General features: G+C 71.5%; 26 protein-coding genes and 1 tRNA gene. 18 read left to right on the top strand and 9 right to left on the bottom strand.

Annotation, left to right across the window (positions count from 1 at the left end):
- Positions 1-33 precede the first annotated feature (33 nt).
- The 6 genes from ID574_RS60905 to ID574_RS48305 all read left to right on the top strand — a co-directional run bounded on the left by ID574_RS60905 (position 34) and on the right by ID574_RS48305 (position 6,701).
- Positions 34-1,701: an acyl-CoA carboxylase subunit beta gene (locus ID574_RS60905; RefSeq protein ID WP_223167841.1), complete on the top strand. Its 1,668-nt coding sequence runs from the start codon at positions 34-36 to the stop codon at positions 1,699-1,701.
- A gap of 246 nt (positions 1,702-1,947) precedes the next feature.
- A complete protein-coding gene (locus ID574_RS48320; protein ID WP_262496147.1) occupies positions 1,948-2,652 on the top strand; it encodes an acetamidase/formamidase family protein in 705 nt (234 codons plus the stop codon).
- Complete coding sequence (locus tag ID574_RS60900) at positions 2,649-2,789, top strand: hypothetical protein (protein ID WP_223167839.1); 141 nt, start codon at positions 2,649-2,651, stop codon at positions 2,787-2,789. Before ID574_RS48320 ends, ID574_RS60900 begins: the two co-directional genes overlap by 4 nt.
- A 39-nt stretch (positions 2,790-2,828) precedes the next feature.
- Positions 2,829-4,991 (top strand): DEAD/DEAH box helicase, encoded by a 2,163-nt coding sequence (locus tag ID574_RS48315; protein WP_188195818.1) that lies wholly within the window; start codon positions 2,829-2,831, stop codon positions 4,989-4,991.
- Positions 4,992-5,198: 207 nt separating this feature from the next.
- Positions 5,199-6,212, top strand: coding sequence for a glycosyltransferase (locus tag ID574_RS48310; protein WP_223167838.1), 1,014 nt, complete (start codon positions 5,199-5,201; stop codon positions 6,210-6,212).
- A gap of 66 nt (positions 6,213-6,278) precedes the next feature.
- The gene (locus tag ID574_RS48305) at positions 6,279-6,701 is read left to right on the top strand and encodes a mannosyltransferase YkcB-related protein (protein WP_188195817.1); all 423 of its coding nucleotides are present in this window, start codon (positions 6,279-6,281) and stop codon (positions 6,699-6,701) included.
- A gap of 50 nt (positions 6,702-6,751) precedes the next feature.
- Here the strand turns inward: ID574_RS48305 and ID574_RS48300 are convergent, their stop codons facing one another.
- Positions 6,752-7,423, bottom strand: a complete 672-nt coding sequence (locus ID574_RS48300; RefSeq protein WP_188195816.1) for an SDR family NAD(P)-dependent oxidoreductase — start codon at positions 7,421-7,423, stop codon at positions 6,752-6,754.
- A gap of 99 nt (positions 7,424-7,522) precedes the next feature.
- On the opposite strand from ID574_RS48300, the gene ID574_RS48295 reads away from it, so the two are divergent.
- The gene (locus ID574_RS48295) at positions 7,523-8,074 is read left to right on the top strand and encodes a TetR/AcrR family transcriptional regulator (protein WP_188195815.1); all 552 of its coding nucleotides are present in this window, start codon (positions 7,523-7,525) and stop codon (positions 8,072-8,074) included.
- On the opposite strand, the gene ID574_RS48290 is transcribed toward ID574_RS48295, so the two are convergent.
- Together ID574_RS48290 and ID574_RS48285 are read right to left on the bottom strand one after the other, a co-directional pair.
- On the bottom strand, positions 8,071-8,502 hold the full coding sequence (locus tag ID574_RS48290; RefSeq protein ID WP_188195814.1) for a hemerythrin domain-containing protein: 432 nt from the start codon (positions 8,500-8,502) through the stop codon (positions 8,071-8,073). The genes ID574_RS48295 and ID574_RS48290 overlap by 4 nt on opposite strands.
- On the bottom strand, positions 8,499-9,845 hold the full coding sequence (locus ID574_RS48285) for an MFS transporter (protein WP_223167837.1): 1,347 nt from the start codon (positions 9,843-9,845) through the stop codon (positions 8,499-8,501). Before ID574_RS48285 ends, ID574_RS48290 begins: the two co-directional genes overlap by 4 nt.
- Positions 9,846-9,896: 51 nt before the next feature.
- On the opposite strand from ID574_RS48285, the gene ID574_RS48280 reads away from it, so the two are divergent.
- The 9 genes from ID574_RS48280 to ID574_RS48240 all read left to right on the top strand — a co-directional run bounded on the left by ID574_RS48280 (position 9,897) and on the right by ID574_RS48240 (position 17,830).
- Positions 9,897-10,556 (top strand): TetR/AcrR family transcriptional regulator, encoded by a 660-nt coding sequence (locus tag ID574_RS48280; protein WP_188195813.1) that lies wholly within the window; start codon positions 9,897-9,899, stop codon positions 10,554-10,556.
- Positions 10,557-10,585: 29 nt separating this feature from the next.
- The gene (locus ID574_RS48275) at positions 10,586-11,671 is read left to right on the top strand and encodes a methyltransferase (protein WP_188195812.1); all 1,086 of its coding nucleotides are present in this window, start codon (positions 10,586-10,588) and stop codon (positions 11,669-11,671) included.
- Between the two features lie 337 nt (positions 11,672-12,008).
- Positions 12,009-13,064 (top strand): type III polyketide synthase, encoded by a 1,056-nt coding sequence (locus tag ID574_RS48270; protein WP_188195811.1) that lies wholly within the window; start codon positions 12,009-12,011, stop codon positions 13,062-13,064.
- Positions 13,061-13,591: an isoprenylcysteine carboxyl methyltransferase family protein gene (locus ID574_RS48265; protein ID WP_188195810.1), complete on the top strand. Its 531-nt coding sequence runs from the start codon at positions 13,061-13,063 to the stop codon at positions 13,589-13,591. Before ID574_RS48270 ends, ID574_RS48265 begins: the two co-directional genes overlap by 4 nt.
- A 124-nt stretch (positions 13,592-13,715) precedes the next feature.
- A complete protein-coding gene (locus ID574_RS48260; RefSeq protein WP_188195809.1) occupies positions 13,716-15,200 on the top strand; it encodes a vWA domain-containing protein in 1,485 nt (494 codons plus the stop codon).
- A 41-nt stretch (positions 15,201-15,241) separates the two neighbouring features.
- Entirely contained in the window at positions 15,242-16,081 is an 840-nt protein-coding gene (locus ID574_RS48255; protein ID WP_223167836.1) for an alpha/beta fold hydrolase, read from the top strand.
- Positions 16,082-16,138: 57 nt separating this feature from the next.
- A tRNA-Ala gene (locus tag ID574_RS48250) sits at positions 16,139-16,211 on the top strand.
- Positions 16,212-16,409: 198 nt separating this feature from the next.
- Positions 16,410-17,222 carry a hypothetical protein gene (locus ID574_RS48245; RefSeq protein ID WP_188195808.1) on the top strand — a complete coding sequence of 271 codons (813 nt, stop codon included), beginning with the start codon at positions 16,410-16,412 and terminating at the stop codon, positions 17,220-17,222.
- Entirely contained in the window at positions 17,219-17,830 is a 612-nt protein-coding gene (locus tag ID574_RS48240; RefSeq protein ID WP_188195807.1) for a hypothetical protein, read from the top strand. Before ID574_RS48245 ends, ID574_RS48240 begins: the two co-directional genes overlap by 4 nt.
- 6 nt (positions 17,831-17,836) lie before the next feature.
- Here ID574_RS48240 and dctA read toward each other — a convergent pair whose 3' ends face one another.
- Positions 17,837-19,150 (bottom strand): C4-dicarboxylate transporter DctA, encoded by a 1,314-nt coding sequence (gene dctA / locus ID574_RS48235; RefSeq protein WP_188195806.1) that lies wholly within the window; start codon positions 19,148-19,150, stop codon positions 17,837-17,839.
- A gap of 282 nt (positions 19,151-19,432) precedes the next feature.
- Here dctA and ID574_RS48230 point away from each other — a divergent pair, with 282 nt between their 5' ends.
- On the top strand, positions 19,433-20,320 hold the full coding sequence (locus ID574_RS48230; protein ID WP_188195805.1) for a MarR family winged helix-turn-helix transcriptional regulator: 888 nt from the start codon (positions 19,433-19,435) through the stop codon (positions 20,318-20,320).
- Here the strand turns inward: ID574_RS48230 and ID574_RS48225 are convergent.
- From ID574_RS48225 to ID574_RS48215, 3 genes are all read right to left on the bottom strand, one after another.
- The gene (locus ID574_RS48225) at positions 20,317-21,195 is read right to left on the bottom strand and encodes a pyridoxamine 5'-phosphate oxidase family protein (RefSeq protein WP_188195804.1); all 879 of its coding nucleotides are present in this window, start codon (positions 21,193-21,195) and stop codon (positions 20,317-20,319) included. The genes ID574_RS48230 and ID574_RS48225 overlap by 4 nt on opposite strands.
- Complete coding sequence (locus tag ID574_RS48220; RefSeq protein ID WP_188195803.1) at positions 21,195-21,638, bottom strand: VOC family protein; 444 nt, start codon at positions 21,636-21,638, stop codon at positions 21,195-21,197. The genes ID574_RS48225 and ID574_RS48220 overlap by 1 nt, the downstream gene beginning before the upstream one ends.
- Before the next feature lie 90 nt (positions 21,639-21,728).
- Positions 21,729-22,298 carry a CGNR zinc finger domain-containing protein gene (locus tag ID574_RS48215; RefSeq protein ID WP_188195802.1) on the bottom strand — a complete coding sequence of 190 codons (570 nt, stop codon included), beginning with the start codon at positions 22,296-22,298 and terminating at the stop codon, positions 21,729-21,731.
- A 154-nt stretch (positions 22,299-22,452) separates the two neighbouring features.
- Between ID574_RS48215 and ID574_RS48210 the strand changes: the two genes are divergently transcribed.
- A complete protein-coding gene (locus tag ID574_RS48210) occupies positions 22,453-22,899 on the top strand; it encodes a hypothetical protein (protein ID WP_188195801.1) in 447 nt (148 codons plus the stop codon).
- 1 nt (position 22,900) lies between these two features.
- Here ID574_RS48210 and ID574_RS48205 read toward each other — a convergent pair whose 3' ends face one another.
- Both ID574_RS48205 and ID574_RS48200 read right to left on the bottom strand, forming a co-directional pair.
- The gene (locus ID574_RS48205) at positions 22,901-23,728 is read right to left on the bottom strand and encodes an SAM-dependent methyltransferase (protein ID WP_188195800.1); all 828 of its coding nucleotides are present in this window, start codon (positions 23,726-23,728) and stop codon (positions 22,901-22,903) included.
- Between the two features lie 49 nt (positions 23,729-23,777).
- The gene (locus tag ID574_RS48200; protein ID WP_188195799.1) at positions 23,778-24,755 is read right to left on the bottom strand and encodes a GlxA family transcriptional regulator; all 978 of its coding nucleotides are present in this window, start codon (positions 24,753-24,755) and stop codon (positions 23,778-23,780) included.
- Positions 24,756-24,757: the final 2 nt, after the last annotated feature.

Genomic DNA, 24,757 nt, shown 5'->3' with positions numbered 1-24,757 from the left:
GACCAGCCGGTATGCCGTGGAGAGGAGCGCCTCGTGTGGGACCCCGAGCTCGCCGAACTCGAACGCCGCAAGGAACAGGCCGAGCGCATGGGCGGCGCGGACCGCGTCGCCCGCCAGCACGCGAGCGGCCGGCTCACCGTCCGCGAACGCCTCGCGGCGTTGACGGACGGCTGGCAGGAGGTCGGCGCCCTCGCCGGTCATGCCACCGAGGACGGCTTCACCCCGTCCAACGTGATCATCGGCAGGGCCCGCATCGGCGGGCGGCGGGTGGTGGTCTGCGGCGACGACTTCACCGTGCGCGGCGGAGCCGCCGACGCCGCGATCCACGAGAAGCAGATCCTGGCCGAGCGGATGGCGGGCGAGATGCGGGTGCCGCTCATCAGGCTCATCGACGGGACCGGGGGCGGGGGCAGCGTCAAGCAGCTGGAGGAGTACGGGCGGACGTATGTCCCCTACAACCCCGGCTGGGACCAAGTGGTGGCCAACCTGGGGCGGGTCCCGGTGATCGCGCTCGCCCTGGGCCCGGTCGCCGGTCTCGGCGCGGCCCGGCTGGTCACCTCGCACGTCTCGATCATGGTGAAGGAGCTGTCGCAGGTGTTCATCGCCGGCCCGGCCGTGGTCGAGGCGGGGATGGGGGAGCGGGTGGGGAAGGAGGAGCTGGGCGGCTGGCGTACCGCCGCGGCGGCGGGCACCGTGGACCTGGTCGCGGCCTCGGAGCAGGAGGCCTTCGACCTGACCGGCCAGGTGCTCGGCTACCTCCCCCAGAACGCCTGGCACCCACCGCCGATCATCGGCTCCTCCAGCTCCTCCGGCGCCGCTGACTCCTCCACCTCGGCTGACTCCTCCGGCTCCGCTGACTCCTCCGGCTTCTCCGGCTCCTCCGGCTTCTCCGGCTCCTCCCGCTTCTCCGGCTCCTCCCGCTTCTCCGGCTCCTCGGACTTCGCCGATGCCCCGGGCCGGACCGCGCCCGAGCTTCGCGACCTCGTCCCCAGAGACCGCCGCCGCCCCTATGACATGCGCCGGATCCTGGAGCTCGTCTTCGACACCGGGAGCGTCCTGGAGCTGGGCAGGCGCTTCGCCCCGTCGCTGATCACGGCCCTGGCCCGGCTGGACGGCCACCCCGTGGCGGTGCTCGCCTCGGACCCGCGCGTCTACGGCGGCGGCATGACCGCCCAGGGCGCGGACAAGATGGCCAGGTTCGTGGACCTGGCGGAGACCTTCCACCTGCCGGTCGTGCATCTGGTGGACCAGCCGGGCTTCGTCATCGGCACGGCGGCGGAGAAGGCCGGCACGATCCGGCGGGGCGCCCGCGCGCTGGCCGCCGTCTACCAGTCCACGGTCCCGTGGGCCTCGGTCCTGGTCCGCCGCGTCTTCGGCGTCGCCGGCGCCGCCCACCGTCCCCACGACCGGTACACGCTGCGGGTGGCCTGGCCGTCGGGTGACTGGGGATCGCTGCCGATCGAGGGCGGGCTGGAGGTGGCCTTCAAACGCCTGCTGGCCGAGGCCGGCCGGGACGCGGCCGCGCTCAAGGCGGAGATCGCCGAACGCCTGGAGGCGGTCAGATCACCCTTCCGCACGGCGGAGGCGTTCCTGGTGGAGGACATCATCGACCCGGCGGAGACCCGCCCGGTGCTGACCGACTGGATCAGGGACGCCTACGCGGTGCTGGACCCGGGCCCCCGCGACACGACTCGCCCTTGACGGCACGCTCGAACGGGGGATCGAATTTCGCGCACGTCATGCGCTCCGAACAAGTCCAGGTATCTACCCGGCCGTAGGGGTCGAGCCGATGCGTGAGGAACACCGACTCCAGCAGGCTGATGTAGTCGCCGACCAGACGCTGATCGAGCCCCACACGCTTGTGCGATGTCCGCGGGGGTTGAGGACGCTCGCCGTGGGCGCCGCGAAGTGACGCAGGATGAGCGGTAGAACGAAGGCCCGCACGTGGTGACCGGCCCGATCTACGTGGACGGCGCCCAGCCGGGTGACGCACTCAAGATCGCGGTCCTGTCCATGCTGCCGCGTGTCCCGTACGGCGTTGTCTCCAGCAGACACGGCAAGGGCGCCTTGGCCCGCACCCCGTCCGACGGCGCGCCGGACGGGATCACCCTGGACGAGGTGATGCCACCCGTCGCCACGGATGGCCGATCGACTGGCGACCCGACCCGCTACGGCAATGTGTCGGTGTTCACGCCGGTGCGCCGCGGCCGTAAGGGTGTGCCGAGCGGTGTCATGAAACGCGGCGGCTCCGGCTCAGTCACCTTCCCGCTGCGCCCGTTCATGGGAATCATGGGAGTCGCCTTCACATCCGCGAGCGGCCTGACCGACCCTCTGCTCAACTCGATCCCGCCCACGCTCGGCGGCGGCAACATCGACATCAACCTGCTCGGCGTAGGCGCCACCTTCTACCTGCCGGTGTTCACCGAAGGCACTCTCTTCTACACCGGAGACCCGCATCACGCGATGGGCAACGGCGAGGTGGCGCTGACCGCGATGGAGGGCTCCCTCCGCGCTACCTTCCGGCTCACCGTCTGCAAGCCCGGCTCCGGCGACGCCCCTTCGGTCGCCTTCCACTACCCGTTCGCCGAGACTCCCGAGGCGTGGGTCCCCATCGGACTCTCCGACCCGGACGGATCAGGGGCGGCCAGGTGAACGACCTGGACATCGCCATGCGCCGAGCGGTCGTCAACGCGCTGGACTTCCTGGAGCACGACCACGGCATGGACCGCGCCGTCGCCTACGCGTACCTGTCGGCCGCCGCCGACTTCAAAGAACATTTCGCCGATTAGGGCCCGCTTTCTGGCCATCTGGGCCGTACCTTCTGGCGTATGGAGTCATGGTCTGCCGGGGACGTCCGAAGCCTGTTACGGCGGGCAGCGCGGCTGCTCGGCGATGCGCGAGGGCTCATCACCGAGCACGACAAGGCGGTGGCGGAGGTCCGTTCCGCGCTCGAGCCGCTACGCGGGCGGTACGTCAGGGCAGAACTGGCCGCCACGCCGGTGTCCCGGCTGAAGGACATCACCGGCGGCCGGGTGCGGCTCGGAGCGCTGGAGGAGGCCGGCTACACCACCGTGCTCAGCGTTCTCGACGCGACGCCGTACGAGCTGCAGAAGCTGCCCGGCGTCGGGCCGGAGACCCGATGGCGGGCGCAGAGAGCGGCCCAGCGGATGGCGCGGGCCATGAAGGAGTCCAGCGCCGCCTACATCGACGTCGATCATCGGGACGCCGAGACCACGCGGCTGCTCATAGTCCTGCACCGGCTGGTCGCCGCCGGTCCCGACCTGCCGCGTGCCCGCCGCACCGCGGAGACGCTCGTCCAGCGACTGGATCAGTTGATCCACACAGCCCGTCCCTTGAGCAACTGGCTGCGGAGGCTCCTGTCGGGAAGCCGCCGCCGCGCCCTGGCGGAGCAGGCCGCGGAACGTATCGCCGCCACGCTGGCCGAAGAGACCGAGACCAGGCTGCTCATCGCGCAGGCCACCACCGACCTGCTGCGTCCGCTGCCGGAGGGGACGCTGGCGTGGATCGACTTCGAGATCCGCGCGGCCGACTACTACAACCTGCTGGCGCAGCTCTCGGCCCTGGCGCCGACGGATCGTGCGGCCGCCGAAGGGCACGTCTCTGAGGAACTGGCCGAGCGGGTCAGGGAACAAGAACTCGACGACGCCCTGCGGCGGGTCTCGCTGCGTGGCTACCAGGCTTTCGGCGCTCGGTTCGCGCTCGTTCAGCGCCGGGTGATCATCGGTGACGAGATGGGACTGGGCAAGACGATCCAGGCGATCGCCGTTCTCGCGCACCTGCACGCCAACGGCACGACCCACTCCCTAGTGGTCTGTCCGGCGAGCGTACTGATCAACTGGCTACGGGAGATCGAGACCCGCAGCTCGCTGCGGCCGTATCGGCTGCATGGCGATGACCGGTCTCTCGCCCAGGCCGCCTGGCTGGAGCGCGGCGGGGTGGCGGTCACCACGTTCGACGGACTGCACCGGCTGGACACCGTGCCGGAGCTTGGGATGCTCGTCGTCGACGAGGCGCACTACGCGAAGAACCCGGAGACCCGTCGTTCCAAGGCGGTGGCCCGGTGGTGTGGCGTGGCCGGCAGGGTGCTGTTCATGACGGGCACGCCGATGGAGAACCGGGTGGAGGAGTTCCGCACGCTGGTGGACTACCTGCAGCCCGGTTGGTTCTCCAAGGTGAAGCCGGGTGACGGGGTCGACGGAGCACATGCGTTCCGCCGGGCCGTCGCGCCCGTCTACCTGCGCCGCAACCAGAAGGACGTGGTCACGGAGCTGCCCGAACTGGTCCATGTGGACGAGTGGGAGGAATTCAGCGCCGCCGACACCGCCGCCTATCGGGCCGCCGTCGAGTCCGGCTCGTTCATGGCCATGCGTCGCGCCGCCTTCGCGGTGCCGGAGCAGTCGGCCAAGCTGGGGCGGTTGCGCGAGCTGGTGGAAGAGGCGGCCCGTACCGGTCTCAAGGTCATCGTGTTCTCCTACTTCCGCGACGTGCTCACCACCGTCGGCGAGGCCATCGACTCCCCGATCCACGGGCCGCTCTGGGGCGACCTGTCACCCGAACGTCGCCAGGGGGTGGTCGACGCGTTCACGGCGGCGCGGGGTCACGCGGTGCTGCTCGCGCAGATCCAGACAGGCGGGGTGGGGCTCAACTTGCAGGCGGCCTCTGTCGTGATCATTTGTGAGCCACAGATCAAGCCGACCGTTGAGAGCCAGGCCGTGGCCCGTGCCCACCGCATGGGACAGGTACGCAAGGTGGAGGTGCATCGGCTGCTCACGCCCGACAGTGTGGACGAACGGCTGTTGCGAATCGTCCACGCCAAGGCCGAGCTGTTCGACGCCTACGCCAGACGCAGCCACCTCGCCGAATCCGCCCCCGACGCGATCGACATCTCCGACGAAGCCCTGGCCGAGCGGATCGTCATGGAGGAACGGGAACGCCTGGCCGCGGCGACCGGCACCGGGCAGAGCGCGTGAACACGCGGCCGGGCGACGCCTCGCGGCGGTATCGACCACGCGTCCGGGCGACCGGAAAGAGACCTCGATGTGTCGCAGATGTGTGACAGGACCACCGGGGTGCACGGCGTCATCCTGAAGGAACATTTCTCCGGCTGAGCCTGCTTCTCAGTAGGGTTAATGGTCGCCTCAGTCCGGTTCAAGGGCGGCCCGCGATCGTCATGTGTCATGAGCACGATGACCGTGACAGCGCTTCGGGTTGAGGCGGCACGGGGAGCCCGCCTGGTCGAGGTGGTGGTTCCCGTCTACAACGAGCTGCGGGTCCTGGCGGAGAGCATCCACAGGTTGCACTCCTACCTGGTCCGCACCTTCCCGTACGGCTTCCGCGTCACAATCGCGGACAACGCGAGCACCGACGACACCTGGCGGATCGCCACCGAGCTGGAGCGGGACCTGCCCCATGTGCGGGCGGTACGCCTCGAGCGGAAGGGCCGGGGCAGGGCGCTGCGGAAGGTCTGGTCCGAGAGCGACGCCGACGTCGTCAGCTACATGGACGTCGACCTCTCCACCGATCTGGACGCGTTCTTCCCGCTGGTGGCGCCGTTGCTGTCCGGGCACAGCGATCTGGCGATCGGCACGCGGCTGTCCAGGCGATCGAACGTCGTACGCGGGCCCAAGCGGGAGTTCATCTCGCACGGCTATAACGTGCTGCTCCGCTCCGTCATGGGCGCCAGGTTCTCGGACGCGCAGTGCGGGTTCAAGGCGGTGCGGACCGAGGTCGCGCAGGCCCTGCTGCCCGTCGTGGAGGACGAGGAGTGGTTCTTCGACACCGAGCTGCTCCTGCTGGCCGAGAGCAACGGGCTGCGGATCCATGAGGTCCCCGTCGACTGGGTGGACGATCCCGACAGCCGGGTCGACATCGTCAAGACCGCGACGGACGACCTCAAGGGGATGTGGCGGGTGGCGCGGACGACCCTGTCGCGCTCCCGGGCCTCCCGGCCGGCGCCGCCGCCTGCGGGCATGGACCGTGAGCTGCCCGTGTTCGCGATCGTCGGGGTCGTCAGCACGCTGGCCTACCTGGTGTTGTTCTCGATGCTGGGCGCGGTGATGCGGGTGCTGGCCGCCAATGCGGTCGCGCTGCTGGTGACCGCCGTCGCCGTCACCCTTGCCAACGCGCTCGCCACCCTCGTCCACTTCGCCCTGCTGCGTGCCTGGGTCTTCAGCCCCAGGAGGGCCCGATGAGGTTGCGGGGTGGGGCCGAGGTGGCGACGAGAGGTGGGCGTGGGTCTTCAATCGCGGGAGGGCGCGATGACGCAGGTGATGGAGCGCCGGATCGCCGGTGATCGGACCCCGGCCGGACATCGGGGCACCCCGCGGCGCGGGCAGATGAGCGCCGAGATGGTCGAGTATCTGGAGGCGGAGCAGGGCGACGCCACCTGGCTGGTGGCCGTGGACAGCGCGCAGAGTGCGGCCTCGATCATCCTCTCCAGCGGCAAGCCGGTCATCGCCATGGGCGGCTTCACCGGCGGTGACCCAGCCATGACCGTGGCGAAATTGGAGGAGTACGTCTCCAGCGGTCAGCTGAAATACATCCTGATCAGCGACGGTGACGACCGGAGAGGCACCGACTCCTCGGTGACGGACTGGGTGAAGGCCAACGGCACCCTGGTGGACGGCTCGGCCTACGGAGGCACGGACAGCGGCGGCCAGGCCCTCAACAAGCTCGGCTGAGGCCGGAAAGCGTGAAGGTCATGTTCGCGACCGTGGGGCGTCGAGCGTGGTCACAGGGCGCTGATCGCCGCCTGGACGGTGGCCAGGTCGCCGAGGACCACCTCGTGGCGGTCGCGGCCGACGTGGAGGCTCCAGTGGGTCTCGGCCACGGCCTCCGGGGAGGCGGGGGAGCCGGGGGCCACGGCGGCGCCGATGGGGACGTGGCCGACGTGGACACCACGGCCGGCGAGCGCCTCGGCCAGGGACAGGGCGTAGTTGCGCAGGCCCGACACCGCGATGCCGACGTTGCCGAGGAAGGGCAGCGGGTGGACGGCGGAGATGCCCGAGGTGAACAGCAGGGTGCCCGAGCCGCGCTCCAGCATCGCCGGGAGGACCGCGCGGACCGCCGTCACCGCGCCCAGGACCGCGCTGTTGAAGGCGTCCTGCGCGCTGGGCCTGGTCACCTCCAGGACGGGGGTGAGGGCCCGGACCGCGCCGGCGCCGTTGTAGAGCAGGACGTCGACCGGGCCGACCTCGTCGAGGGCCCGGGTGAGCGAGGACTCGTCCGTCACGTCGCCCACCTGCGCGGACGCCTGCACGCCGCCCTCCCGCAGCCGAGTGGTGAGGTCGGCGAGCCGTCCCTGGTCGCGGGCGATCAGGGACACGGCGAAGCCCTCCCTGCCGAAGCGCCGGGCAGCGGCCAGCCCGATGCCGGGGCCCGCGGCGAGGATGGCGATCTTCATACGGCACGCTCCTAAGTCGAGGGTATCCCTCGAATTCGAGGGTGGCCCTCAGCTTAACACGAACCTGAGGGCCTGCCTCGACTTCACTACAATGAGCACATGAACCGTCCGCTCCGCCGCGACGCGCAGCGCAATCGTGACGCCCTCGTGGAGGCGGCCAAGCAGGTGCTGGCCGAGCGCGGCATCGAGGCGCCGCTGGAGGCCGTGGCCAAGCGGGCCGGGGTGGCGATCGGCACCCTCTACCGGCACTTCCCCGAGCGTGGCGACCTGATCGACGCCGTGCTCGACGAGAAGGTGGCGACCTGGACCGAGGTGGCCAGGCAGGCGCTGGCCGCGGACGACGCCTGGGCGGGGCTGGTGGAGTTCCTGGAGCGCACGTGTGAGATGCAGGCGAAAGACCGCGCCTTCACGGAGCTGGCCTGCCTGTCCCACCAGAACGATCGCACCGAGATCAACCGGTTGATCCACCAGCTGGCGGAGCGGGCCCAGCGGGCCGGGGCGCTGAGGCATGACGTCGGGCCGGTCGATCTGGCGTTCTTCGTCATGGCGAACTCGCGGGTGGCCGAGGCCGACCCGGAGCAGTGGCGGCGCCATTTCACGCTCATGCTCGACGCCCTCCGCGCTGAGCCGCGAGGCGGCCCGGCGGCCTAGATGTCGTCCGGGAGGGTGGTCATCTGGTTCAGTACGGGCACCAGGTGCTCCTCCTCATAGTCCAGATGTGCCTCCAGCTCGCCGGCGAGCCGGTCCAGCTCGTCCGCGACCCCGTCACCGCCCTCGTCCAGCAGGTGCCGGATCCGGTCCATGAGCCGGGCCACGACCTGGTGTTCGGCGCGTAGGCGGCTCAGGGCGTCCGCGAGTGCGGGGTGCTCGCCGCCCAGGTGGGGGAACAGCACGCCGTCTTCGCCCTCGTGATGGGCGTGGAGGGCGTCGCAGAACGCCAGGCAGTGCGTACGGAGATCCGCCTGGAAAATCTTGGCCCGGGAGGAGGCACGCAGGGCCGCCAGGTCGCGGCGGAAGCCGTCGTGCAGTTTGATCAGTTCGTCGCCCCAGGCGACGAGGCGCCGGCCGTGGTCCGTCATGCCGCCTCCGCCTTCCAGGGTTCCGCCTCCATCGGCTCCGCCTTCCGCCGGACGCCGCCGCAGATGACGGCGGACAGCGTGGCCAGCAGGGCCGCCGCCGCGGCGACGGCGAAGCTCCAGCCGGGGCCGCCGGTCGACAGGCCCGCCGCCCCGACGGCCCCGGCGAGACTGCTGCCCACGACCCTGACCAGCGCGTTCACGCCGCCGGCCACCGCGGTCTTGGCGGGTTCGACGTGCTCGACGGCCATCGTGCCGAGCGCGGCGTAGCCGAGGCCGATGCCCAGGCCGAGCACCGCCGCGGCACCGTACAGGCCCGAGCCGCCGTCGCGGAAAAGGGCCAGCCAGAGGGCGGCAGCCGTCACCAGCGCCGAGCCGCCGGCCACCAGCGCGGAGGCGGTGAAGCGGCGCATCAGCGCACCCGCCAGCAGGGAGACCACCAGCATGAAAATGGTCGTCGGGAGCAGGTAGAGGCCGACCTGCAGCACCGACGCGCCCAGCGCGCCCTGCGCGAACGCCGAGAGCGTCGTGATGGCGGCGAACAGGGCGAAGCCGAGCAGGAACGAGGCCACCGTCGCGCCCACCGTCCCCCTGTGGACCAGCATGGGGATCTCAATCAGAGGCGATGCGGCGCGGCGGGCGGCGGCGATCCAGGCGACCGCCACCACTGCCGCGGCCGCCAGCAGTCCCAGAGTCAGCGGTGAGGTCCAGCCCCAGGCCGAGCCCTTGCTGATGGCGAGCAGGAGACAGACGAGCCAGGTCGAGACCAGCACGGCGCCGAGGAGGTCGAGGGGTTCCCGCGAGCCGTCGCGCGCGGGACTCCGGTCCTTGCCGACGACCCCCGCCACCAGCGCGAAGCCCAGCGCTCCCAGACCGGTCAGAATCCAGAACACGGCTCGGTGGTCGCCGTCCACCAGCCCCGCGAGGATGATGCCTCCGCCGCTTCCGACGCCGATGGTGGCGCTCAGCACGCCGACGGCCGTGGGCAGCCGATGGCCCGGCACCGACTCCCTGGCCAGGCCGATGGACAGGGGGAGCAGCGGGGCGGAGAAGCCCTGGAGGACGCGGCCGGCGATCAGGACGCCCAGCGTGTCCGCCAGGGCGCTCATTGCCGAGCCCGCGACCAGCAGGGCGAGGGCGACCAGGGAGACCGCGCGCCGGCCGTGCATGTCGCCGAGCCGCGACAGCAGCGGGATCGCGACCGCGCCCGACAGCAGTCCGGCGGTGAGGGTCCACGAGGCGGAGGTGAGCGGGACGCCGAGGTCGCGTTGCAGCAGGGGCAGCAGCGGCACCACGACGGTCATCTGCAGGGTGCCGACGGCCACGGCATACGCCAGCGCTCCCACGGCGAGCCAGGCCGAAGAGTTTTATACATGTATAGAAAGTAACATGACAGGATGCCAGCGCGTACGGGAAGGCCGCCCAAGATCTCAAGGGCCGACATCGTGGCCGCCGCCCACCGGGTCATCGAGGAGGACGGCGTCGAGGGCCTGACCATGCGGCGGCTCGCACGCGAGGTCGGCAGCACGGCCATGGCGCTCTACCACCACGTCCGCGACAAGGAGGAGCTGCTCCTGCTGCTCCTCGACGACTACGCGGCCGGCATGCCGAGGCCGCAGACGCTGCCCGAGGAGCCGCGCGAGCAGGTGATCGCCGTGGCGACGGCCATGCGGGAGACGCTCTCCGGCTGTCCGTGGATCGTGGACGTGCTCAGGGCCGACGATCTGCTGTCGGTGGGCGCGTTGTGGTACCCGGAGAAGATCATCGACGCCGCCGTACGCGCGGGGTTGACGACCGAGGAGGCGGTGGACGCGTACCGGGTCATCTGGCACTACACGGCCGGGGTGATCGTCGGGCGCGCGGCGGCGCGCAGGCGGCGGGCCGAAGGCGGGACCACCTACCGGGAGCGGGTGTTCGCCGAGCTCGACGCGGAGGAGTTCCCCCGGCTGGCCGAGCTGGGGCGACGGTGGGAGGAGCTGACCGCGAAGGACACCTACGACAAAGGGTTGCGGGCGCTCGTGGCGGGGCTCATGCCTGAGGAAAACAGGTGGCCCTGACGGGCGGTCCGTGAAACGGTCGAGTTCTGATGATCCGATGGACCGAGGCGGGGCGGGAACGGTCGGCGGTCTGGCGTTCGGCGCTGGGCGTGCCGCCGCCCGGACGCGTCGTGGTCGCCGACGACCGGATGAAGGCCGCCACCGCCTACCGCCTGGCCTGCGAGGGCACCGCGCTGCTGTGGCGCGGCGACTTCCAGAACGCCCGTCACCTGCTGGAGGCCATGGGCCGCCGCTGCAAACCGGCCGCCCCCGGCTCCGGCTTCCACCGGCACCGCCAGGCGCGGTCCCAACGGGCCCGCACGCTCGGCATGCTGCTCATCCCGTACGACGCCGGCCACGTGATCCCGCTGCGCAGGGCGCCGGACGTGCGGGAGGCCTGCGCCGAGGTGTACGGCGCGGACGCGCCCCCGGCCGTGGGGCCGCTCCGCGAGCTGCTCGGTCTGATCGGGGCCCACGAGTGGCGCAGGAAAGGCGTGTACATTCCCGCGCTCGGCGACCGCGTCCACCCGTACCACGGCGTGTTCTCCCCCATCAGAGGCGAATACGTCGAGCTGGTCGCCGAGGCGCCGCTGCCCACCGACCGGCTGGCGTTCGACATCGGCACCGGCACGGGTGTGCTGGCGGCGGTGCTCGCCCGACGCGGCGTCCGGCACGTCGTGGCCACCGACCTGGACGAGCGGGCGGTGGAGTGCGCCGCGGACAACGTGGCGCGGCTGGGGCTGGACGAGCGGGTGGAGATCGTACGCGCCGACCTGTTCCCGCCGGGGCGGGCGCCGCTGGTCGTCTGCAACCCGCCGTGGCTGCCCGCCAAGCCGGTCTCGCCCCTCGACCGGGCCGTCTACGATCCTGGCGGGCGGATGCTGCGCGGGTTCCTGAGCGGGCTCGCCGAGCATCTGTCGCCGGGTGGCGAGGCCTGGCTGATCCTGTCCGACCTCGCCGAGCACCTGGGGCTGCGGAGCAGGGGCGAGCTGGCGGCCGGGTTCGAGCGGGCGGGACTGCGGGTGGCCGGCCGCCTGGACGTCGGGCCGCGCCACAAACGGCCGAAGGACACCACGGACCCGCTGCACGCGGCCCGCACCGCCGAGGTCACCACCCTCTGGCGCCTCACCCGCTGAGTATCGTCAGGGCCGTCCGGCCGGCGACCCGCCGGCCCGGTTCCGCACGTCGCCACAGCCGGCCTCCGTTCGTCCGCGCCGCGCCGCACGTCGGCGAGGGTCCCTTCGGGGAAGGGGCCGGTGAGTGCGGATCCCTTCGGGGGAAGGGGCTGGTGGGCGCGGGTCGGCCTGGGCGTTATGGGCGCCCGGCACCGTGAATGACCGCAGCCCGAAGGGGTCCGCGTCGGCCGATCTCCTCTCCGAAAGGACCCGCGCCGAAGCGCGGCGCGAGCAGGGGACGAAGGCCGGTGCGACCGCCGTGGAGGAGCCGGGAGAGGGCGGGCGGCGGGGTGCCGGCATGTTAGCCGCGCCCGCTCAGCGGCAGGAGAACTATATGCATATTGCGGGAGTACAGACTGTTTTGCCCGATCACCGCTACGAGCAGGCGGAGATCACGGAGGCGTTCTCCCGGCTGACGGACTGCGACGAGGACCTCCTGCGGCGCTTCCACGCCGCCACGGGCGTGACGGGCCGCAACCTCGCGCTCCCGCTCGAGGACTACGCCAAGCTGGACTCCTTCGCCCGCGCGAACGACATGTACGTCGAGATCGCCCTCGACCTGGCCGAGCAGGCGCTGAGAGGCGCGCTCGACAAGGCAGGCGTACGCCCCGAGAAGGTCGATCACCTGCTGTTCTGCTCCACCACGGGCCTGGCCACACCCTCGCTCGACGCCAAGCTGGCCCAGCGGGCGGGCCTGCGACCGGACGTCAAGCGGGTCCCCGTGTTCGGGCTCGGCTGCGCGGCCGGCGCGTCCGGCCTGGCCCGCCTCCACGACTACCTGCGCGGCTGGCCCGGCGACGTGGCGGCGCTGGTGTGCGTGGAGCTCTGCTCGCTGACGATCCAGCGTGACGACACCTCGATCGCGAACCTCGTGGCCAGCGGCCTGTTCGGGGACGGCGCGGCGGCCGCCGTGGCGGCCGGGCGCGGCCCGGGGCCCGAGGTCGTGGCCACCCGCAGCCGCCTCTACCCCGGCACCGAGCACCTCATGGGCTGGGAGGTGGGCGCACACGGGTTCCGCATCGTGCTGGACCCCGAGCTGACCGCCTTCGTGGAGGAGGTGCTGGCCGCCGACATCAGGGCCTTCCTCACCGACTACGGCCTCACTCCGGACCAGGTCGCCACGTGGATCTGCCACCCGGGCGGCCCCAAGGTCATCGAGGCGATCACGGACACGCTCGGACTGCCGCCCCGCGCCCTCGACGTGACCTGGCGATCGCTGCGCGAGCACGGCAACCTGTCGTCGGTCTCCGTGCTCCACGTGCTCCAGGAGACCCGCGGACGCGCGGGCACCCCCGCCGTGCTGCTCGCCCTGGGGCCCGGCTTCTCCGCCGAGCTGCTCCTGCTGCACTGGTGATCGCGTATCTCGTCCTGATCGGGCTGGTCGTGCTGGAGCGGCTGGCCGAACTGGCCGTGGCCCGCCGCAACCTGGCCTGGGCCAGGTCGAAGGGCGGCGTCGAGTACGGCAGGCGGCACTATCCCTGGATCGCCGCCGCCCACGCGGGACTCCTGGCGGCGGCGCCCGCCGAGGTGTGGCTGCTCGGCCGCCCCTTCGTCCCGGCGCTCGGCTGGCCCATGCTCGCGCTCGTGGTCCTGGCCCAGGCGCTGCGCTGGTGGTGCGTCGGCACGCTGGGCAGGCGGTGGAACACCCGCGTCGTCGTGGTGCCGGGCATGCCGCTGGTGACCGGCGGACCGTACCGGTGGCTGCGGCACCCCAACTACGTGGCCGTCGTCGTGGAAGGGCTCGCCTTGCCGCTCGTGCACACGGCGTGGCTCACCGCGCTCGTCTTCACGGCGGTCAACGCGGTCCTGCTGACGATCAGGGTCACGGTGGAGGAACGGGCCCTGGCTCCGTTGAGACCCGGTGAAGGCCCAGGAGCATGAGAACGAACCTCATCGGCACCATCCGCCACAACTGATCACGTATCGATCGCGGTTTGCGCTCGCTTGCGTCACCGGCCCGCCCCCTGCAGATTCACCTCCGTCGTAGGGGGCGGAGGTGGTTCAGATGAGAATTCGCCCGTTAGCAGCCGGTGCCGGGCTCGCTGCCGTCCTCGTCCTCGCCGGGTGCGGCGGCGCGGGAAGCCCGGCGAGCAGCGCCGAGCAAGCCCCGCCGCACGCCCGGCAGCCCGCCGCGTCGCCGCGGTCGCCCGGCGAGCAGCCCGCCGAAGCGAAGGCCGACCAGGACACGACCGCGGCCCAGATCTCCACGTTCGCGCTTGACGTGGACACCGCTTCGTACGGCTACGCCCGCCGTTCCCTCCAGGAGGGCCGCTGGCCCGCGCCCGCGGAGATCCGCCCCGAGGAGTGGGTCAACGCCTTCAAGCAGGACTACGGCCAGCCCTCGGACAACGGGTTCGCCGTGCACATGGACGGCGCGAAACTGCCCTCCCGCGATGAGGCCGTCCTGCGCGTCGGCCTGCAGACGCGGGCGTCCGAGGCCGCGGCCCGGCGGCCGGCCAACCTCACGTTCGTGGTCGACGTGTCCGGCTCGATGGCCGAGGCGGGACGCCTCGACCTGGTCAAGTCGGCCCTGCTCACGCTGCTCGACCAGCTCGCGCCCGGCGACCAGGTGTCGATCGTGGCGTTCAGCGACGAGGCCGAGGTGCTGGCCTCGATGACCCCGCTGACCGCCAGGGACGAGCTCAAGAGCGCGGTGGAGCGGCTCGTCGTCCAGGGCGGCACCGACCTGGAGGCCGGACTGGTCACCGGGTACGAGGAGGCGTCCAAGGCGTTCCGCCCGGCCGCCACCAACCGGGTCGTCCTGCTCTCCGACGGCCTCGCCAACCAGGGCAGCACCTCGTGGCAGGCCATCCTCGAGCGGGTCAAGGAGCACGCGGGCAAGCAGGTCGCACTGCTCACCGTGGGGGTCGGCAGGGAGTACGGCGACGAGCTCATGGAGCAGCTGGCCGACAACGGCGACGGCATGGCCGTGTACGTCAGCACCCGGGAGGAGGCCGAAAGGATCTTCACCACCCAGCTCCCGGCCACCATCGAGCTGCGCGCCCGCGACGCCAAGGCCCAGGTCGTGTTCAACCCGTCGGTCGTGGAGAGCTACCGCCTCATCGGTTACGAGAACCGCGCCCTGGCCACCGAGGAGTTCCGCGACGACAGCCGCGACGGCGGCGAGATCGGGCCCGGCCACTCGGTCACGGCCCTCTACGCGGTCCGGCTCAAGCCCGGCGCCTCCGGGCAGCTCGCCCAGGCCACCGTCCGCTGGCAGGAGCCGGACACCCGGGCCGCCTCCGAGGCGAGCAGGTCCCTGCAGGCCGGCGAACTCCACGCGGGGGCGTGGGACAAGGGGACGCCCATCAGGCTCCAGGTGGACGTGGTCGTCGCGGCGTTCGCGGTGTACCTGCGGGACAAGGAGGCGTTCGGCCTGGACCTGCCGGCGCTGCGCGAGCACGCGGCGCGGCTGGCGACGGACTCGGAGGACCCGATGGTGTCCGAGCTCGTCACCCTCATCGACAAGGCCGGGTCGGTCGCCGAATAACGGTTTGCGATCGGCCCGCCGGGTCGATCAGCCTGGACCACATGCACGTGACGATCACGCCCCCGGCCCGGCTCGGGCACACGCGGCTGCCGGACGGCCGCCGGCTCGGGTGGGCCGAGTGGGGGCCCGCGACGGGGACGCCGGTCGTGCTCTGCACAGGGGCGGGCACGAGCCGGTGGCTCGGGTTCGGCGCCGGGGTCGTGGACGACCTCGGCGTCCGGCTCATCGCGCTCGACCGGCCCGGGCTCGGGGCCTCGGACCCCGATCCCGGCCGCACGCTGGACTCCTGGCCCGCCGACGTGGCGGCGCTCGGCCTGGGGGAGATCCGGGTGGTGGGAAACTCGCAGGGTGCGCCGTTCGCGCTGGCGTGCGCCTTCCTGCCGGGCGTGCGGCGGGTGGCGGTCGTGTCCGGGGCCGACGAGGTCGCCACCATGGCGGACCTGCTGCCCGACCACTTCCGCGACCTCGTGAAGACCGTGGCCGCCGACCCGGCCGGAGCCCAGGAGTTCTTCACCTCGTTCACGCCGGACAAGCTCTGGGACATGATCGTGCCGAACAGCCCGGCCGCCGATCGGGCGGTCTACGAGCAGCCGGAGTTCGCGTCGGCGTACCGCAGGGCCATGGACGAGGCCTTCGCCCAGGGGCCGGGCGGCTACGCCAGGGACACCGTCCTGGCGATGGGGCGGTGGCCGTACGCGCTGGGGGAGGTGCCCGTGCCCGTCGACCTCTGGTATGGCGAGCTCGACACCAGCCATTCCCCCGACCAGGGCGCCACCCTGGCCCGGCGCATCCCGGGCGCCCGCCGCCATCTGGTGCCCGGGGCCGGCGGGTCGGTGCTCTGGACGCATGCCGAGCCGATCCTGCGTGCCCTTCTCGCCTGAGACGTCACGAGCGTTCTTCATCAGTCGCGAAGTCCGATACACTCGTACAAGCGGCAAGGGGCTATAGCGCAGTTGGTAGCGCGCCTCCATGGCATGGAGGAGGTCTGGGGTTCGAATCCCCATAGCTCCACTCGACCGGCATCGACCGCCTCCCGTCTGCGGACAGGGGGCGGTTTCGCATTTCTAGACGGCAACGAACGCCCTCAGTGTCACTACGATTGCTTTGCGTGTGCTTAGGTGTCACTTGACATTTTGTGTGCCGGAGTGGGGTTGAAGGGTGTCAAGGTACGGTTGGCGTCATTCGGCGTTCGCGCCTGTGGTGGGTTTGGTGGTCTCCGCGCTGTTGATGATCGCCGGAGTGGTGGAGACGCTGCTCGAGTCCGTGGGCGCGACCACGGCGCCGGCGGGCGCGGAGCTCGTGGTCACGCTCATCTTCGCGGTGTTCCTCACCGCCGTCCTCAGGATCGTCAGGGCGGTGCCGGACATCCAGCGGGAGAACGCCGCGACGGCGCGGGCCGTGGCGAACGTCCAGGCGGTGCGTCCGACGGACGACACGCTGGTGGCGCGGCGGCTCAAGCTGTTCAAGGAGGCGGCCGAGGCCGGGAACGACTGCGAGGCGGTGCTGAGCGCCCGGTCCGCGCTCGACGAGGGCGAGATGGCCAACAAGCACCATCTCGACCACGCGCTGATCTGGGCGCTGCCGGTCTTCGGATTCATCGGCACCGCGCTGACGATGGCCGAAATGGTCAGCTCGTTCTCGAACGCGCTGGACAGCCAGGGCGACCCCGGCGTGCTGATCACCGCGCTCAAGCAGCACGTGCTGCCCGAGCTCGCCTCCGCGTTCGGCGTCACGCTGATCGCGTTGTTCCTGAGCGTGCTGGCGTTCGGGGTGATGGCCCTGGTCGAGCGGGCGGAGCGGGCCGGGGTGGCGGCCGCCGACGAGGTGTTCCTCAGCTATATCGCGCGGCTGCCCGCCAAGCAGGCGGCTCCGGCCATGCAGGGGCTCACCCATGAGCTGGCCATGTCCAGGTCCAGGACCGAGGAGCTGGTCAAGGGCCTGGACGCGCTGCGCACCGCCGTCGACCGGCTGAGCGCCGCCGAGAGCCGGCCGCAGAAGTACACGTTGGTGAGGGAGCCGTGAGGAGGCGCGCCGTCCGGTCGTTCGCGCCTCCGCTCGACCTGCGTTTCATCGACCTGTTCATGGCCATCGTGCTCGCGCTGTCCTTCGTCGCGATCATGCTGACCGTCGTGGCGCGCATGCTGCCGACGGAGAACCCGTCGCCGTCCGTGCGCCAGGAGAAGAGCGTGGCGCAGTTGGAGCGGCAGCTCGACGCCGCCGTCGAGGCCAAGCGGAAGGCCGAGGCCGAGCTCCGCGCCACGCGGGCGCAGATCGCCGAGCAGACCGCCTTCGCCCTGCCCTGGTGGCTGATCGGGTTCTGCGCTCTGCTCGGCGTGCTGGCCGTGTTCGTGAGCTGGCGTATCCGGCTGTGGCAGAAGGGAAGCCTGCCGCGCATCCGGAGCTGGCTCATGGTGACGGTGGTGGTGGCCGGGGTCACTGCGTTGATCAGGTCGCTCAGCGACAGCGACGGCTACCTGCTGCTCGCCGAGATCCCCTGGTGGGCCGCCGACGCGCTCTGCCTCGGGCTCCTGCTCGTCGCGTACGTGCTGATCACCGACATCCGGGCCGGCCACGCCACGCTCGGCGAGATCAAGAGGCGGGCGACGCGCGAGTCGGTCCCCCAGGGGTAGATCCGGTCACGCCGAGACGGTCACAGGCGTCACGGGCGGCTCCGGCTCGATCTCGGGGACCTCCTCGCCGTTCAGTACGCTCGTGGCCCGCTCCTTGTCGATGTCGCCCTCCCAGGCGCCGATCACCACGGCGGCCACCGAGTTCCCCAGCAGGTTGCCGGCCGCCCGGGCCATGCCCATGAACCAGTCCACGGACAACACCAGGACCAGTCCCGCGACCGGGATCGTCGGGATCGCGCTGAGCGTGGCGGCGAGGACCACGATGGCCGAGCCGGGGATGCCGTGCGCGCCCTTGGAGGTGATCAGCGCCACGAGCAGCACGACCAGCAGGTCGCCGATGGACAGCGGCACGCCGGTGGCCTGCCCGATGAAGACGGCGGCGAGGGTCAGGTAGATCGAGAAGGCGTCCAGGTTGAAGGAGTAGCCGGTCGGGATGACCAGGCCCACCGTGGACTTCCTGATGCCCATGTGCTCCAGCTTCCGCATGACCTGCGGGAGCACGCTGTCGGACGAGGCCGTGCCCAGCACGACCAGCACTTCCTCGCGCAGGTAGCCGATCAGCTTGAAGATGTTGAACCCGGCCAGCCTGGTCACGAACCCGAGGATCACCACGACGAAGACCGCGACCGCGACGTAGAACAGCACGACCAGCCAGCCCAGGCGGACCAGGGCGTCGCCGCCGGAGTTGCCCGCGGTGACCGCCACCGCGCCGAGCACGCCCAGCGGGGCGAGCCGGACGATCAGCGACACGACCTTGAACAGCACCTCGGTGACCGTCTCGATGAACTGCCCCACCGGGCGGGCCTTCTCCCCGACCAGCAGCAGCCCGCAGCCGAACAGCACCGCGAACAGCAGCACCTGGAGCACGTTGCCCTCGGCGAACGCCCCGATCACGGACGTCGGGATGAGCCCGAGGACGAAGCCGACGGGTCCCCCCTCAGCGAGCTTGGCCGCGTTCTCCTGCTGGGTGGAGAGCTTGGCGGCGTCGAGGGAGGCGGGGTCGACGTTCATGCCCGCGCCCGGCTGGAAGACCAGGGCGAGCACCAGGCCGAGCACCAGCGCGACGGTGGTGATGACCTCGAAGTAGACGACGGTCTTGAGCCCGACCCGGCCCACCCGCTTGAGCTCGCCCGCCCCCGCGATGCCCGCGACGACCACGCAGAACACCAAGGGCGTGATGATCATCTTGATCAGGGTGATGAAGCCGTCGCTGAGCGGTTTGAGCTCCGCGGCGAAGGAGGGGAAGAGCAGGCCCACCACCGCGCCGATGGCGGCGGCGATGAGGACCTGGCCGAACAGAGAGGTGACGAATTTTCGCACGGTGCTCCTATGCCATGCGCTGCCGCGGCCCGCCGCATGCACGCTCGCGCTGGGGGTACCGCTCGAGCGCCATTGCTGATCGGGGGTGACGACAAGTGCACGGTAGGTGACTTTCCCGTCGTGGGTAGAACCCTATGTAAGGACAAAATGCGCAGTCCAGGGGTGAAACCTGTTTGAAACCCTCCTAACCATGAATTAACACGAATCGTCAGACGTCGGCGTGTGCACCGCATGTGACGCTCAGTCTGGCGGAAAGGCGAATTCTCTGACTAAAGTCAGAGAATGGATGCTGTGACGATCAGCCAGGTGCGCCGGTTCCAGCGCACCGTGACCCAGCGCATCGGGGCGCTCGACGACAGGTTCCTGGCCACGGACCGCCCGCTCGGTCAGGCACGGCTGCTCTGGGAGATCGGCGCGGACGGCAGCGAGGTCCGCGCCCTGCGTGCTCGTCTGGAGCTCGACTCGGGATACCTCAGCCGGTTGCTGCGCTCGCTGGAGGCCGACGGGCTGGTCGTCGTGGACGACGGCGGCGGGTCCGACGGACGGGTCCGCACGGCCCGGCTCACCCCGGCCGGGATCGCCGAGCGCGAGGAGCTGGACCGCAGATCCGACCGGGCCGCCGCGTCGCTCCTCGAGCCGCTCTCGCAACGCCAGCGCGAACGCCTGGTGGCCGCCATGGCCGAAGTCGAACGGCTGCTCCTCGCCTCGACGGTCGCGATCGACGTGCTCGACCCGGGCGATCCGAGCGCCCGCCACTGCATGCAGGCCTACGCCGACGAACTGGCCCGCCGCTTCGACGGCGGCTTCGACCCCGCCCGCGGCATCTCGGCCGACGATCAGGAGCTGCGGCCGCCGGCCGGGATGCTGCTGGTGGCCACGCTCCGCGCCGAGCCCGTCGGATGCGTCGCGGTCAAGCTGCACCACGACGCCGCCGCGGCCCATCTCAAACGGATGTGGGTGGATCCGGGCACGCGAGGGCTCGGATTGGGGCGGCGGCTGCTCGCCGAGGCGGAGGCCCGGGTGGCCGCCAGCGGCATCCGTACGGTGCGGCTGGAGACCAACCGGGCGCTCACCGAGGCCATCGCCCTGTACCGGGCGTCGGGATATCGCGAGGTGGAGCCCTTCAACGACGAGTTCTACGCGCACCACTGGTTCGAGAAGCGGCTCTAGGCCGGCGGGTTGAAGCGGTGGTAGCCCGGAGGCGTCCAGCCCGCCGACACCGTGCCGGCGAGGTGCGCGTACTCGTCCAGCTCGAACCTCACCAGCCGCTGCGCCCCCGGCGCGTCGCCCGCGTCCCAGTCCACCCGGGCCCGCCCGGTCAGGTGCAGCGTCTCCCCGCGCTCCCAGTCCGCGAACAGCAGCCCGGCGGCCGGATTCAGCTCCAGGTTGCCGAGCGTCATGTACATCGAGTTGCCGACGTAGTCCGGGAACACCAGCGACCCCGGCCCCGTGACCTCGACGAACCCCGGATTGCCGCCGCGGTGCGACACGTCCGCGCCGAGCCCCGCCGCGCCCGTGGCGATGAAGAACGTGTCCGCCGCGCCGATCCACGCCTGATGGCGGGCCGTCAGAGCGGTCCCGGTCCCGAGGGCGGCCGGGGCCCGGACGGGCTCGGCGGTGGGCTCGCGGGTCTGGATGTACTTCGGGCAGTTCGAGTAGACCTGCTCCGTCCGTACCACCAGCGTGCCGCCTGCTTGCTCGGCGGTGCCGTTCACGCGCATCCTGCGCCGCGTGTGGGGCTCGATGGCCAGCAGCCCGACGTCGCGTTCGCGGGCGAACAACCCGTGCAGGGGATCGGGCGCGCCGGGCAGGGCGTTCACCACGATCGTCCGGTCGTCCTCGGGGGAGGCGAAGCCGGGCTGCCCGGTCAGCATGCTCGCCCAGAGGCGGCCGCGGTCGTCGGCCGCGCCGGCGACGAGCATGTGCTGCCGGCGCAGGAACTCCGCCGCCACCTCAGGGATCTCCGGGCGGGTGCGCGAGCTGCCGTGATCGGCGGCCCGCACCCCGGCCCGCCGCTGTACGGCGACCTCGCCCGGATGCCGCATTAGAAGAACCCGCAGGTCGGCGCGCCGGATGTGGGCGCGGGGCGGTCGCCGGCGCCGTCCGGGGCGTAGATCTCCAGCCGGATGCCGTCGGGGTCCTCGAAGAACACGCCGCCCGAGGAGGCGCCCTCACCGTGCGGCACGACGCCGTCGTGGTGCAGCGTCGCCCCGATCTCCCTGATGACCGCCTCCGCCTTGCGCACCGCCTCAAGGTCGGCGACCTGGAACGACAGGTGGTGCAGCCCTGGGAGGCCGGTGGCGAAGCGGCCCTCGCTCTGCTGCCAGAGGGTCAGCACCAGCGTGCCGTCCTGCGCCAGGAACACGTAGCGCCGCCCGTCCTGCTGCGACTCGCCGGCCGTGGTGAAGCCGAAAACGCGCTGGTAGAACTCTTTGGACTGGTCGAGATCGGTGACGTTGAGCCCGATGTGCCCGGTCTGGAATGACATCCCAGCACTCCTCATCTAACGGATGCACGGCCGATCAGCCGTTAGACAGCAATATAACGGCAAATCGACTGCTTTCGCGTTAGATTTGGGTCACTTCTTGTGCTCCCGGTAGTGCCTGGCTGCCCTCGCGCGGTTGCCGCAGGCCGTCGAGCACCACTCCTGACGTGGGTGTTCCTTCACGAAATAGAGCACGCAGCGCGGCGCCTGGCAGGTACGCAGCTGCGCCCGCTCAGGCCCCGCCAGGAACTCCACCGCCGCCCTCGCGAGCGCGCCCCGCACCCTTACGGACGGCTCGGCCCGTACGGCGGGGACGGCGACGAGGGCCGGCTCCCCGTCCCAGGACAGCTGCGGGGCCCGGGGGGCGGCCAGGGCGGAGGAGTTGACCAGGGCCAGCGACTCCGCGAAGCCGGGCAGGGCCGTCGCGTCCGCCCGGCTCGGCGGGTCCGGGGACACGGCGCGGGCGAAGAGCGCGCGTACGGCCTGGCGCAGGCGCACGGTCTCCTCGCGCAGCTCCTCCGTGGCGGTGAAGCCGGGATCGACGTCGAGCTCGGCCGCGTGCTCGCGGATCCAGGAGGTCATGCCGTCGGCGTCGGACAAGAGATCGACCAATCCGGACCGCTCAGCCCTGATCGTGCTGACGAATTCAAGGGTCAGGGACATTCCCTCAATCTAACGCCCGCGCACACCCTCGCCCGTGAGACAGGCTGGCGCCGCGTGGCCCGGGCCGGCGCGTCGGACGATCGGCACGGCCCTGGCCGGGCGGCTCGACGAGCGTTTCGAGGTGGCGGCGTAGCGTCCGGGTGCGGCGGCCGTCGTGAACGCCGGCCACACCGTGGCCCCGTCCCGCCGCCGCTCGTCCAGTGGCAGCAGCTCCGCCGGCATCCCCTCGGCGCCCTGCGCCCGCGAGCCGTGGTCCCGCGCGGCCGGCGGTGGGCCTGACGGAGCCGATGGACGGCTCGCCAAGGACGTGTACGCGCCGCCGGTCGTGCTGGTCGCGATCGGCGGCCACGGCCTGCCGCAAGGGGAACCTGTCGACGCCGGACGTGGTGTGGCCGGCCGTGACGGTCGTGCTCGGCGTGGCCTTCGGCGCGCTCGGGTCGCCGTGAGCCTCGGTGCGGGGGCGCCGGCCGTCATGGGCGGAATGCATGCCGAGGCCAGGTCCATGCCGCCGTCGATAGGCGTCGGGCTGCTGGGAGAGGCGCTGGTCATGCTGGTCGGGGCGCGGGCGGCGGGCGTGCCTTTCGCGCCTGACAAAAGGTGATCTATCCCTTGACCCGGCCCACGCCGGCCAGGATGCCGGACTTGACGAGGTCGTACGAGCCGTCGGGGGAGGCGTCGGGCGTCCAGTCGGCCACCGGCACCACGCCGGGGCCGAGCAGGTCGAGGCCGTCGAAGTAGGAGACGATGTCGGCGTAGCCGCGGCTGGCCAGGCCGCCGGAGGAGGTGTTCCGGTAGACCTGCCGGCCGGTCTCGGTCTCGTGGGCCGTGGCGTCGCCCGCGTACAGGTGAGACAGCACCAGATAGCCGCCCGGCCGCAGCCGCTCGCGGATGAGGGCCACGATCTGGGCGGCCTCGGCGTCGTCGGGGACGAAGTGCAGCACCGCCACCAGCAGCACCGCGAACGGCTCGCCGAGGTCGAGGTGCCCGGTGACGCGCGGGTCGTCCAGGATGGCCACGGGGTCCCTGAGGTCGCCCTCCATGGCCAGCACGTCGGGCTCCCTGGCCAGCAGCGCGCGGGCGTGGGTCAGGACGACCGGGTCGTTGTCCACGTACACGACGCGGGAGCCCGGACCGTGCCGTCGGGCCACCTGGTGCACGTTGTCCTGAGTGGGCAGCCCGGCGCCGATGTCGAGGAACTGACGCACGCCCGCCTCGGCGAGCATGCGGACCGCCCGGCCGAGGAAGCCCCGGTTGGCCAGGGCGATCTCGCGGGCGTCGTTGCCCATCTGCCGGCCGAGCTCGATCATCTTCTCGGCCGCCTCGCGGTCGGCGGCGAAGTTGTCGCGGCCTCCCAGATAGTAGTCGTACATGCGGGCGACGCTCGGCACGTTCGGGTTGATCCCCGCGGGTACGCGGTCCGCCTCGGTCATGTGACGACCTCTCCTAGACGATCTTCCTCGCGCCGATTGTAGGGGCGGTCTACCGCGATCGCGACAAATCTCGCGAATCCATGCCGCGGAAGGTGTTCCGGTAGGCCAGGGGCGCCACGCCCACCGCCGCGTGCAGGTGTTGCCGCAGCGAGACGGCCGTGCCGAAGCCCGCCCGCCGGGCCACCTCCTCGACCCCGAGGTCCGTCGTCTCCAGCAGATGCCTGGCGTGCTGCACCCGCTGCGCGGTCAGCCACTTGGCCGGGCTCACGCCGGTCTCCTCGCGGAAGCGCCGGGTGAACGTGCGCACGCTCATGCGGGCGTGCTCGGCCAGCGCGCTCAGGTCGAGCGGGGCGTCGAGGTGGGCGAGCATCCACTCGCGCGTGGCCGCCGTGCCGCCCGCGGCCGGGTCGGGCAGGGGCCGCTCGACGTACTGGGCCTGGCCGCCCTCCCGCCACGGCGGCATGACGCAGCGGCGGGCCGCGCGGTTGGCCACCTCGCTGCCGTGGTCGCGCCTGACCACGTGCAGGCACAGGTCCAGCCCGGCCGCCACCCCGGCCGAGGTCAGCACGTCGCCGTCGTCCACGAACAGCACGTCGGGATCCAGCTTCACCTGCGGGAACAGCAGCGCGAAGCGGGAAGCCTCGCGCCAGTGCGTGGTGGCCGGGCGTCCGTCGAGCAGGCCCGCGGCGGCCAGTACGAACGACCCCGTGCAGATCGACATCGTCCGCGGCCGGTCCTGCAGCGCCGCGCGCAGCGTGTCCGAGATCGTGCCGTCCTTCATCGCCCGGCCGGCGTGGATGCCGGGCACCAGGACCGTGTCGGCCGTGTCGAGCACGTCGAGGTCGTGGTCGGGCAGGACGCTGTAGCCGGCCGCGCAGCGGACGGGACGGCGGCCCTCGGAACAGGTCACCACCTCGTACAGCTTCTCGCCGTCCGGCGTCTCGGCCGCCCAGAACACCTGGCCCGGTACGCCGAGGTCCATCGGGGCGAAGTGGTTGAGCACCACGATGGCGATGCGATGGGTCATGG

Source organism: Nonomuraea sp. SYSU D8015 (genome assembly GCF_008065375.1).
Taxonomy (GTDB): Bacteria; Actinomycetota; Actinomycetes; order Streptosporangiales; family Streptosporangiaceae; genus Nonomuraea.
This window is presented reverse-complemented; position numbering and strand designations above follow the sequence as displayed.